The organism is Sandarakinorhabdus sp., from assembly GCF_032115815.1.
In the GTDB taxonomy this organism is placed as follows: Bacteria; Pseudomonadota; Alphaproteobacteria; order Sphingomonadales; family Sphingomonadaceae; genus Sandarakinorhabdus.
Genome location: NZ_JAUMBI010000268.1, coordinates 1 through 10797 on the forward strand (window position 1 = coordinate 1; position 10797 = coordinate 10797).

The 10797-nt window shown below is 63.6% G+C and carries 14 protein-coding genes and 2 pseudogenes; 11 read left to right on the plus strand and 5 right to left on the minus strand.

Features of this window, described 5'->3' with window-relative positions:
• Window positions 1-127: 127 nt before the first annotated feature.
• Complete coding sequence (purC, locus tag RT662_RS15290) at window positions 128-925, minus strand: phosphoribosylaminoimidazolesuccinocarboxamide synthase (RefSeq protein WP_313671548.1); 798 nt, start codon at window positions 923-925, stop codon at window positions 128-130.
• 198 nt (window positions 926-1123) lie between these two features.
• Here purC and RT662_RS15295 point away from each other — a divergent pair, with 198 nt between their 5' ends.
• The 6 genes and pseudogenes from RT662_RS15295 to RT662_RS16275 form a co-directional block, all read left to right on the plus strand.
• Window positions 1124-1441 carry a DUF1476 domain-containing protein gene (locus RT662_RS15295; RefSeq protein ID WP_313671549.1) on the plus strand — a complete coding sequence of 106 codons (318 nt, stop codon included), beginning with the start codon at window positions 1124-1126 and terminating at the stop codon, window positions 1439-1441.
• A complete protein-coding gene (locus tag RT662_RS15300; protein WP_313671551.1) occupies window positions 1441-1671 on the plus strand; it encodes a BolA family transcriptional regulator in 231 nt (76 codons plus the stop codon). Before RT662_RS15295 ends, RT662_RS15300 begins: the two co-directional genes overlap by 1 nt.
• Window positions 1672-1700: 29 nt before the next feature.
• Window positions 1701-2042 (plus strand): Grx4 family monothiol glutaredoxin, encoded by a 342-nt coding sequence (gene grxD, locus RT662_RS15305; RefSeq protein WP_313671553.1) that lies wholly within the window; start codon window positions 1701-1703, stop codon window positions 2040-2042.
• 23 nt (window positions 2043-2065) lie between these two features.
• A complete protein-coding gene (locus RT662_RS15310) occupies window positions 2066-2779 on the plus strand; it encodes a hypothetical protein (RefSeq protein WP_313671554.1) in 714 nt (237 codons plus the stop codon).
• Window positions 2780-3122: 343 nt separating this feature from the next.
• Window positions 3123-3515: pseudogene (locus RT662_RS16270) on the plus strand (trypsin-like serine protease); the annotation flags it as partial.
• 411 nt (window positions 3516-3926) lie between these two features.
• Window positions 3927-4025: pseudogene (locus RT662_RS16275) on the plus strand (PEPxxWA-CTERM sorting domain-containing protein); the annotation flags it as partial.
• A 55-nt stretch (window positions 4026-4080) separates the two neighbouring features.
• On the opposite strand, the gene RT662_RS15320 reads toward RT662_RS16275, so the two are convergent.
• Window positions 4081-4716: a GNAT family N-acetyltransferase gene (locus tag RT662_RS15320; RefSeq protein WP_313671556.1), complete on the minus strand. Its 636-nt coding sequence runs from the start codon at window positions 4714-4716 to the stop codon at window positions 4081-4083.
• Window positions 4713-5567, minus strand: a complete 855-nt coding sequence (hemF, locus tag RT662_RS15325; protein ID WP_313671557.1) for an oxygen-dependent coproporphyrinogen oxidase — start codon at window positions 5565-5567, stop codon at window positions 4713-4715. The genes RT662_RS15320 and hemF overlap by 4 nt, the downstream gene beginning before the upstream one ends.
• Before the next feature lie 215 nt (window positions 5568-5782).
• Between hemF and petA the strand changes: the two genes are divergently transcribed.
• The 5 genes from petA to RT662_RS15350 all read left to right on the plus strand — a co-directional run bounded on the left by petA (window position 5783) and on the right by RT662_RS15350 (window position 9969).
• A complete protein-coding gene (gene petA / locus RT662_RS15330) occupies window positions 5783-6349 on the plus strand; it encodes a ubiquinol-cytochrome c reductase iron-sulfur subunit (protein ID WP_313671558.1) in 567 nt (188 codons plus the stop codon).
• Between the two features lie 11 nt (window positions 6350-6360).
• Window positions 6361-7665, plus strand: coding sequence for a cytochrome b/b6 (locus RT662_RS15335; protein WP_313671559.1), 1305 nt, complete (start codon window positions 6361-6363; stop codon window positions 7663-7665).
• Between the two features lie 12 nt (window positions 7666-7677).
• On the plus strand, window positions 7678-8496 hold the full coding sequence (locus tag RT662_RS15340; protein WP_313671560.1) for a cytochrome c1: 819 nt from the start codon (window positions 7678-7680) through the stop codon (window positions 8494-8496).
• Window positions 8497-8572: 76 nt separating this feature from the next.
• Complete coding sequence (locus RT662_RS15345) at window positions 8573-9103, plus strand: adenine phosphoribosyltransferase (protein WP_313671561.1); 531 nt, start codon at window positions 8573-8575, stop codon at window positions 9101-9103.
• 44 nt (window positions 9104-9147) lie between these two features.
• Window positions 9148-9969 (plus strand): CHAD domain-containing protein, encoded by an 822-nt coding sequence (locus tag RT662_RS15350; protein WP_313671562.1) that lies wholly within the window; start codon window positions 9148-9150, stop codon window positions 9967-9969.
• A 9-nt stretch (window positions 9970-9978) separates the two neighbouring features.
• Here RT662_RS15350 and RT662_RS15355 read toward each other — a convergent pair whose 3' ends face one another.
• Window positions 9979-10305: a DUF6481 family protein gene (locus RT662_RS15355; RefSeq protein ID WP_313671563.1), complete on the minus strand. Its 327-nt coding sequence runs from the start codon at window positions 10303-10305 to the stop codon at window positions 9979-9981.
• 11 nt (window positions 10306-10316) lie between these two features.
• Window positions 10317-10797, minus strand: a 481-nt coding sequence (locus RT662_RS15360; RefSeq protein ID WP_313671564.1) for a molybdopterin dinucleotide binding domain-containing protein, incomplete at its 5' end; no start/stop codon positions are given.

A 10797-nucleotide genomic window follows, 5' to 3' on the forward strand; every position in this document is an offset into this window, starting at 1 on the left:
CACTGGCATCATCGTCGATGCCGCCGGTTACCGTCCCGCCTTCCTGATGACCGCCGGCGTGGTGGCCGGCGGCACGCTGATCTTTGCGCTCGCGGTCAAGCGGATCGAGCCGGTGCGCTGGTAGCGCTTATTCGGTCGTGGCCGGCTTGTCCTTGCCGCGCGCCTTGCGATGCTCGTCAAGGTCGAGCACGGCTGGCTCGTCTTCGGTCAGCAGGCCCAAGCGGCGGGCGACTTCCTGATAGGCTTCCACTTCGCCGCCCAGGTCGCGGCGGAACCGGTCCTTGTCCATCTTGTCGCCGGTCTTCATGTCCCACAGGCGGCAGCCATCCGGGCTGATCTCGTCGGCTAGGATCACCCGGGCAAACTCGCCATCAAACAGCCGGCCGAACTCCAGCTTGAAATCCACCAGCCTGATGCCGACACCGGCGAACATGCCCGCCATGAAATCGTTGATGCGGATCGCCATGTCGGCGATGTCGTGCATCTCGTCCTGGCTGGCCCAGCCAAAGGCCGAGATATGTTCGTCGGTCACCAGCGGATCGCCGAGCGCATCATCCTTGTAATAATACTCGATGATCGTACGCGGCAGCTGGGTGCCTTCCTCGATGCCGAAACGCTTGGCGATGCTGCCGGCCGCCACGTTACGCACCACCACTTCGATCGGAATGATCTCAACCTGGCGAACCAGTTGTTCACGCATGTTGAGACGGCGGATGAAGTGGGTGGGGATGCCGATCAGGCCGAGCAATGTGAACACGTGTTCGGAAATGCGGTTGTTCAGCACGCCCTTGCCGCTGATCGTGCCCTTTTTCTGGGCGTTGAAGGCGGTGGCATCATCCTTGAAATACTGGATGAGCGTGCCGGGTTCCGGGCCTTCATACAATATCTTGGCCTTGCCTTCGTAGATCTGGCGGCGGCGGGTCATGGCAAACCTTTCGAAGGCGGCGCGGCCGGCCCGGTGCCGGGCAAGTCGCAGCTGAAATTCAACAGCGCCGGGGCAGGCTAACACGGCCCTCCCGCGTGGGCGAGTGGCCATAGCGGCAAAGAAGGTGAGATACAATCATTGATCAGGCGGCCGTGGTTACCTATCTGGAGTTATGAACCCGTTTGGGAGCAGGACAAGATGACCACGTTTGACGACCGCCAGAAGGCCTTTGAAACCAAGTTCGCCCACGACGAGGAACTGCGCTTTCGCATCCTCGCCCGCCGCGGCAAGCTGATCGGTCTGTGGGCCGCCGAGAAACTGGGCAAGGAAGGCCAGTCCGCCGACGATTATGCCAAGTCGGTGCTCCTTTCGGATCTGGAGATTCCCGGCGACGATGACATCATTGCCAAGCTGCACGGCGATCTGGCCGGGCTGGGCGTGGGCGTGAACGACATCAAGGCGATGCTGGCCGAAAAACTGGCCCAGGCCGAAGCCCAGATCAGCGGAGTCGCCTGATGCCGATGGCAGCCGCCGACATCGAATCGGCGATTCTGGCAGCACTTCCCGGCGCGCGGGTGGAAATCACCGATCTGGCCGGCGACGGCGATCATTATGCCGCCGTGGTGACAGCGCCGCAGTTTGCCGGCCTGTCCAGGGTTGCACAGCAGCGGCTGGTGTATAATGCTCTGGGTGGGCGCATGGGGGGTGTGCTCCATGCTTTGAAATTGACCACGGTCGCGGCGTGAACAGCCCGGCCCATAAGGATTCTTCCCCCATGTCTAACCCTGCCAATCCCGTGCATGACCGCATCGCCGATCTGGTGAACAGCAACGATGTCGTGCTGTTCATGAAGGGCACGCCCTTCTTCCCGCAGTGCGGCTTTTCTTCCACCGCCATCGCCATCCTCGAACGGCTGAACGTCGGATTTGAAAGCGTTGACGTGCTGGCTGATCAGGAAATCCGCCAGGGCATCAAGGAATACAGCGATTGGCCGACGATCCCGCAGCTCTACATCAAGGGCGAATTCGTGGGCGGCAGCGACATCATGATGGAAATGTTCCAGGCTGGCGAACTGCACGCGCTGGTGGCCGAAGCTGGCGTGAAGCCGGCGGCCTGAGCCGGCCGGGAAAGGCGCCGACCATGCAACGTCTGTCGGCCGCCGCCCTGTGGGACACGATGTCGACCGCCGTGCGGGCAGATTTGCCGCGGCTGTTCTTCCTGGTGGCGCCGTTCGCGCTGCTGCCGGCGGTGGCTGTCGAACTGTTCGGGCCGCCGTCACCCACCAGCCTTGATGCGATCAGCAATCAGCAGTTGCTGTGGCGGCTGGCCGTGCCCAGCCTGATCGCCGCGTTCGGTCAGCTTGCGGCCACCCATCTGGTGCTGCGCGGCAATGCCACGCCTCGTGAGGCGCTGGCAGCGGCGCTTGTGGCTTTTCCGTCCTATGCGATGGCGCAACTGCTGGGCTCGCTGCCCGTGGGGCTCGGCGTCCTGCTGCTGATCGTGCCCGGCTTATGGCTGTTTGCCCGGCTGCTGTTCCTTTCGGGCGCGGTCGCCATTGCTGAAACCGGCACGCCCTTGGCCCTGTTGCGTCGCAGCTGGGCTTTGAGCGATGGGCAGGGCCTGCAACTCACCCTGTTCCTGGTGCTGGGCCTGTTCGGCGTGATCGGCATCGGTATCCTGGCTGAAGGCGCAGGCGCGGCGCTGGATGTTTTGGCGCGCACGAGCGGGATGGATTCAGTGGGGCACTTTCTGCACGCACTGGTGCCGGCCATTGGCAATTGCCTTGTCACCATCGGCGTTGGCGGCGCCAGTGCCGCTGCCTATCGGCAACTTGTTATTCAGCCGCGCTCATAACCGATCATTCCTGAGGAGTTTAATTCGGAACAAATCCCGCGGCTTGAGCGCGTTTTGGGCTTGCGTAATCACCTTCGATACGTAAATTAACCTAAAGGAAATAATTCATTTAGGTTAATAAGGGGTAGAGATGGTGAAATTTCGTGTGATTGCGCAGGCTGGCGTGTCGGCAGTCGTGCTTGCAGGCGCAACCGGTGCCCAAGCCCAGGCCAAGTTCAACGCATCGAATTGGAACGCGGCGCATGAGATCGTGGGCCAAACGTCGACGGCCACCGTCGCCGGCGGGGGCAATCCGCTCTATATTCCGCCGCGTCCTCAGTACAACAGCACAGTCGGTATCCTGATGAACTATGGCTCGGCCGGCACCTTCAGCTGTTCCGGGACGCTTATCAATTCGACCGCTGTCGTGACCGCCGCTCATTGCGTGTCGAGCGCCACCCGGGGCATGCCTCTCTCTACCACGGTGTTCTTCACCAACAGCTCGAGCGATGGCAGCGTCTACGCCGCTGGTGCGTCTGATGTTGACCGGCGCACCGTCAGCAGCATCGTGGTCAATCCGCTTTATACCCAGCAGGTCGTGGACCAGAATGATATTGCCATTCTGCGCCTGGCTGAAGCTGCGCCGACCTATGTCAAAGCGGCCAAGCTCTCGAGCCTTGCCGATCTGACCGGTCTTGATCATATCATCGCTGGCTATGGGGTGCGGTCTGACACGGGTGGCAGCATCGGCAGCAATCTCGGCTCTGGGCGCTTGCGCTATGCCGGAAACCGGTTCGATTTCCGGTTTGGCGACGCCGATTTCAATGGCTATTTTGATAATGGCTTCGGCGGTGCCGACATCGATCACGTCTGGATGTCGGATTTCGACAATGGCACGGCTTTCCGTGACGGCTCGTGCAATATCGGTATCTTTGAAGGCCTGGCCGATCCTGTCTTCAGCAGCAGCAAATATTGCGATCTGGGCCGCGGCGCCTTCGAAGGCATTGGCGGCGGCGGTGATTCGGGCGGCTCGTACTTCATCGATGGCAAGCTCGCCGCCGTGCACAGCTTTGCCTTGTGGTATCGCGCCGACGAATCCAACAATCGCTTCGGCCAGCTGAAGGGCGCAGTGTCGATCGATTTCCACCGCAGCTTCATCACCACTAATGCCGGCGCTGTCCCTGAGCCGTCGAGCTGGGCGCTGCTCATCGCCGGTTTCGGCCTGACCGGTGCCAGCATGCGCCGCCGCCGCGCCGTCGCAGCGTAAGGAACCAGCACAACATCTGGCGGCCGTCCTCGCAAGAGGGCGGCCGTCTTTCGTTTCAGAGCAGCGGCACGGCCGGCGCGGTGTCGGCGGGATAGAGCCCGCTGCGGCGCGGGTCGTCATAGATTTCCACCAGCCGTTCATAGGGGCGGAACCCATGGCGCTGGTAAAATCCCAGCGCGCCGGGATGATCGAGATCGCAGGTGTGGACCCAGACGCGGGTGATGGGTGGACGTGCGTGTTGTTCCGTCCACGCCCGTTTCAGCGCATGGCCCATCAGCCAGGCGCCATGGCCGCGACCAGTCAATTCCGGCACCAGGCCAACATAGGCCAACTCGCATTCGCCGGGGCCAGAGAAGTCCAGCTCCAGCAATCCCTGCGGCGTGCCGTCCCGCCGGGTGGCGACATGCACTTCAAGACCGGGCGCGCTCAGCGTGGCGGCCAGCGCTTCATCATCCAGCACCAGCCGTCCGCGCCACAGCCATGGTTGGCCAATGGCACGGAACAGGGCGCGATAGCGGGCCAGATCGAAGGGCGCGGTCCAGCGCTCCAGCTTCAGCGCGGATTTGACCGGCGCCGTCGGCGGCGGCGGCGCAGTCATTTCGAGGCAAGTGACGATGGTGGCAATCTGACCGGCCGGCACCGCGATCACCCGCGATGCCACCATGGAGCCCCCACCTTGCCGCTCGCTCATTCCCAGATCGCGAGCGGTGGCAGGCTCATCAGGATGGCATCGGTGTTGCCGCCGGTCTTCAGGCCGAAGGTGGTGCCACGGTCATAGACGAGATTGAACTCGGCATAGAGGCCACGATACTTCAACTGCTCGATGCGCTGCGCTTCGCTGAAATCCTGATGCATCTTGGCGCGCACGAGCTTGGGGTAGGTTTCGAGGAAGCAACGTCCCACATCCTGCGTGTAGGCAAAATCCGCTGCCCAGTCGCCGCTGTTCAGGTGATCATAGAAGATGCCGCCCACGCCGCGATGGCGGTTGCGGTGGGGCACCCAGAAATACTCCTCCGCCCACTTTGAATGCGCCGGATAATAGTCCGGGTTGTGGCGGTCGCAGGTCGCCTTCACCGCGGCATGGAAGGCGGCGGTTTCGGCTTCAACGGGCAGGGCAGGGTTGAGATCGACCCCGCCGCCAAACCAGCGCTTGGTGGTCACCAGCATGCGCGTGTTCATGTGCACAGCCGGCACCAGCGGGTTGGACGGGTGAATGACAAGGCTGATACCGGTGGCAAAGAAGCGTGGATCCTCGGCAGCGCCGTTGATCTGCTTGGCGAACTCCGGGTTGAACTCGCCGTAGACTGTGGAGATGTTCACCCCGGCCTTTTCGAACAACCGGCCCTTCATGATGCCCATTTCGCCGCCGCCGCCGTCGCCGCCCGAATGGTCGGTGCGGTTCCACACCCGCTTTTCAAAGCGGCCGGCGTCACCGGGCAAGGTGGATTCATCTTCCAGCTGCTCCAGCATCGCCCAGATGCTGTCGCGAAGGGAACGGAACCAGGCCTGGGCGGCCTTCTGCTGGTCATCAAGCTCGATCATGGCCAAGCTTTAGACAGGCTTGGCGCGGCGGGAAACCCCCAACTGTGGCTGGCGCACACAGGCAAGCCTTACCGGATTGTCATATCCGCGCCAAAATGTCCGAGGGCGGGGGGTCTTTTCTCCGTTGCGTTGCGGCATCGGCTTGTCTATCCGGGCCCATCATGCGGGCAGGCTGAGGGCTTGCCGGCCATGCATCAAATTCCGGAAGGGGCAAGATGGCTAGCGAAGTGCGGCAGGCAACTGCTGAAGATCTCGGTCCCGGTGGCGAACGTCGCCGTGATTTTCTCTACGTGGCAACGGCGGCCTTTGCCGGTGCCGGTGTCGTGCCGGTGGCCTGGAGCCTCGTCAACCAGATGAACCCGTCGGCCGACGTGCTGGCGCTGGCCTCCATCGATCTCGATCTGGCCGCGGTGCAGCCCGGCCAGGCCATCAAGGCCAGCTGGCGTGGCAAGCCGATCTTTGCCCGGCACCTCACCCCGGAAGAGATTGCGGAGTCGAACAAGGTGGATGTCGCGTCGCTGCGCGATCCGCAGTCGCTGGCCGATCGCACCAAGCCGGGCAGCGAACAATGGCTGATCACGCTCGGCGTCTGCACCCACCTCGGCTGCGTGCCACTGGGTGCCGCCGAAGGCGAAGCCAAGGGCGATTTTGGCGGCTATTTCTGCCCCTGCCACGGTTCGCACTATGATGCGGCCGCGCGCATTCGCAAGGGTCCGGCTCCCAAGAATCTGGAAGTGCCGCCCTACGCGTTCAAGTCGCCCACGTCCGTGACCATCGGCTGAGGAGCAAGACCATGAGCTTTCCCTGGGCAAAACAATATCAGCCGACGAGCGAAGTCGGCAAATGGATGGACGAGCGCCTGCCGCTTGCCCGTTTCGTTCATGGCGCTTTGGGTCCGGGTTATCCGACGCCGAAGAACCTGAACGCTTTCTACAATTTCGGCGTACTCGCCGGTGTGGCGCTGGTCATCCAGATCATCACCGGCGTGGTGCTGGCCATGCATTTTGCCGCGGACACGCGCGTCGCCTTTGATTCGGTCGAGCACATCATGCGCGACGTCAACGGCGGCTGGATGATCCGCTACATGCACGCGGTCGGCGCCAGCTTCTTCTTCGGTGTCGTCTACATTCACATCTTCCGCGGCCTCTATTACGGATCGTACAAGCCGCCGCGCGAAGTGCTGTGGATGCTGGGTCTCGTTATCTTCCTGTTGATGATGGCAACCGCCTTCATGGGTTATGTGCTGGTCTGGGGCCAGATGAGCTTCTGGGGCGCGCAGGTCATCACCGGGCTGTTCTCGGCATTCCCGGTCGTCGGCACCTACATCCAGACGCTGCTGCTCGGCGGCTTCTCGCCGGACAATGCCACGCTCAACCGCTTCTTCTCGCTGCACTATCTGCTGCCGTTCGTGACGTTCGGGGTGATCATCCTGCACGTGTGGGCGCTGCACATCCCGGGTTCGAACAACCCGACCGGTGTGGACGTGAAGTCGGAAGCGGATACCGTGCCGTTCCATCCCTATTACACCGCCAAGGATTTCGTCGGTCTCGGGATCTACCTGATCCTGTTCGCGGCCTTCGTGTTCTTCATGCCGAACAGTCTTGGCGAACCGGACAATTATATCCCGGCCAACCCGCTTTCGACGCCTGCGCACATCGTGCCGGAATGGTATTTCTGGCCCTTCTACGCCATCCTCCGCGCCTTCACGACCGACTTCCTGGGCGTGCCGGCCAAGCTGTGGGGCGTGCTGGCGATGTTCGCGTCGATCCTGCTGCTGTTCCTGCTGCCGTGGCTGGATACGTCGCCGGTGCGCTCGAACAACTATCGTCCGCTGTCGCGCGTCCTGTTCTGGGTGTTCGTGGTGGTGGCCGTGGTGCTCGGCGTGTGCGGTGGCAAGCCGGCCGAAGAGCCTTGGGTGCGCCTCTCGCAGGTCCTCACCGCCTATTATTTCGCCCATTTCCTGATCATCCTGCCGATCGTCTCCAAGCTGGAGAAGACCAAGCCGTTGCCGGGTTCCATCTCGGAAGCCGTGCTGGGTAAATACGGCAGCAAGTCAGGTGGCGGTGGCGCTGCGCCCCTCGCGCAGCCGGCCGAATAAGGAGCCATACACATGATCCGTCTCGGCGCACTTGCCGTTGGTCTGTTGTTCGTCGTGAACGTCCTGTGGGGGGCCATCGCCCCCCGCGAGGCGGCCTCGCCCGACATGACCAAGGAACTTCACAAGCATCCCAAGCACATGGAATGGGCACACAACGGCCCGGGCAATCTGGGCGTGTTCGGCACGTTCGATCGTGCCCAGCTGCAGCGCGGCTTCCAGGTTTACAAGGAAGTCTGCTCGGCCTGCCATTCGATCAACCGCGTCGCCTTCCGCGATCTGGCTGACCTTGGTTACAACGAAGGCCAGATCAAGACGATCGCCGCCGAATATGAAGTGGCTGCGATCGACTCCAACGGCGAGCCGACCACACGCAAGGCCACCGGCGCGGACAAGTTCCCGCTGGTCTATGCCAACGAAGCTGCCGCCCGTGCGGCGCAGAACGGTGCCAACCCGCCCGATCTGTCGCTGATTACCAAGGCGCGCCCGGATGGCACCAACTATCTCTATTCGCTGCTCACCGGCTATTCCGATGACGTGCCGAAGGGTTGGACCAAGCCGGACACGCTGTATTACAATCCCTATTTCCACAGCATCAACATCGCTATGCCGCCGCCGCTCGCGGCCGATGGCCAGGTGACCTATGCTGATGGTTCGCCGGCCACCACCGATCAATATGCGAAGGATGTCACTGCCTTCCTGACCTGGACGGCGGAACCCAAGCTGGAAAACCGCAAGGAAACCGGCGTGGCGGTGATCCTGTTCCTGATCATCATGACCGGGCTTGGCTATCTGTCGTACCGCAAGGTGTGGGCCGACATTAAAAAGGCCTGATCCGGCATTCGCCTGGTTGCAGTAAGGCGGTCATCCGACAGGATGGCCGCCTTCTGTCGTTTGGGGGTTTCTGACGATGAACGAAGACTTGAAAGCGCTGGTGCGCACGATTCCCGATTACCCCAAGCCGGGGATCATGTTCCGCGATATCACCACGTTGCTGCTCGATGGGCCAGGTTTTGCCACCAGCATCACCCGCATGGTGGCCAGCCTGACCACGCTGCCCGATCTGATCGCCGGGATCGAGGCGCGCGGGTTCATCTTCGGGGCCGCCCTGGCGCGCGAACTGGGCGTGGGGCTGGTGCTGCTCAGGAAGCAGAACAAGCTGCCCGGCCGCGTGAGCGGGGTGAACTATGCGTTGGAATATGGCCAGGATCGCATCGAGATGCACGATGATGCGGTGCCAGCCGGCGCCCGCGTCTGCCTTGTGGATGATCTGATCGCCACCGGCGGCACCGCGCTGGCCGGGGCGCAATTGCTGCGCGCGGCCGGGGCCGTGGTGACACAGGCTGCCTTTGCCGTCGATCTGCCCGATCTGGGCGGCGCCCAGCGACTCCGCGACGCCGGCATCACCCCCCACAGCCTGATGGCGTTTCCCGGCCATTGATCCGGGCTATGCTTGCCCGGGCGAATCGCGCCGGGTGAGAGCAGATGGGCCGCGAACGGGAAGGGCTGCTGGATCTGGGTGGGACGGATGCGGTGATGCGCGCCGTCCTTGCCGCTTGCCTCAGCCAGTTTCGCCGCAGCGAGGCGTCTCTGCTGGCAGCCCCCGATAGCGAAACGCTGCATCAGGCGCGGGTAAGCCTGCGGCGGTTGCGATCGGCGCTGCAACTGTTTTGGCCCGTCATTGGCTTGCAGCCGGCGCTGGAGGCTGGGCTGTGCGCGCTGTCGGGCGTTCTGGGCGCTGCACGCGATCTCGACGTACTGCTGGCGCGGGCAGCGCCGGGTCCGCTGCACGACAGGCTGGTAGTTGCGCGACAGGAGGCCCTTGCCAACGCGATCGCCGCACTGGATGCCGCGCGAACGCGGGCCATGCTGAACGAGCTGGCGGAATGGATCGTGCTGCATCCGCCGCTGCCGGCGGACGATGCGCGCGATTACGCCGCCCGCCAGCTTGATCGCTACCGCCGCAAGGTGAAGAAGGGCGGGCAGGCGCTGCTGCACGGCGATGACGCCGCCCGCCACCGGCTGCGCAAGCGGGTCAAGCGGTTGCGCCATGCCACCGAACTGTTCGGCAGCCTGTTTCCGGCATCCAGCCGGCGGGCGCGGTTCATGACGGCGCTGCTGTCCCTGCAGGATGCACTGGGCGCCTTGAACGATCGGGTGGTGGCGCAGGCGGTGCTGGCCCGCATTGGCAGTAGCCGCATGCGCGGCGCCGCGGCGCTGGCCGGCCACGCCCAACGCCCAGCGTTGCTGGCCAGGGCCGTAAAGGCCCACAAACAGGTGATGGCAGCGCCGCGGTTCTGGCGCTGAACCGGTTGGTTAGCGCACGCGCTGCTTGCGGGCGGCGTAGCGGGCGTCGCGGGCGGCCTTCTGGGCGGCTTCGCGGGAAATGGCTTCCAGGCGCTGCTGTTCGGCCTGCTTCTCGCGCTGGGCTTCCTTGACCTTCTTTTCCTCGGCCATCTGGCGGGCGCGCTCGGCGCGGGCGACCTTGGCTTCGGCTTCCTTCTGGGCGCGCTTTTCGGCGCGCGCACGGGCCGCGGCGATGGCGTCATCGCTTGGCGCAGCGGCTTTGAATTTTTCCAGCTTGGCCAGCTTGGCTTCGGCGGCGGTCTTGGCGCGGTCTTTGTGATCGGGGAGTTTGAACATAGAGCGCCGCTTTAGCCGCTCGCGGCCTCTGCTGCAACCGCGAAGGCAGGGCTGATCCTGACCGGCGTGCCCACCAGCGCCGCCGTTCCCGACAGCACGTCGATACGTGTGCGCAGGGTCAGATCATTGTGGCTCACCCCCGGCCGTGCACCGGCCACCGACAGGCGCACACCGGGCCGCTGGTGGCCAAAGCCGTGGGGCAGGGAGACGACGCCGGCCATGATCTCGTCCGTCAACTTGGCTGGCGCTTCCACCGTGCCAGCGGCGCTGCTGATCCGCACCATGTCGCCATCGGATATGCCATGTGCGGCGGCATCGGCGGGATTGATCAGCACAATGCACTTGTCTGGCCCCTTGGCCAGGCGCGGGGCGTTGCCCAGCCAGCTGTTGTTGCTGCGGATATGGCGGCGCCCGATCAGCACCAGGCCGGGTTCGGGTTGGGCCTTCAGCCACGCGGCAAAGCGTCCGGTGAAATCGTCGATCACCGGTTCG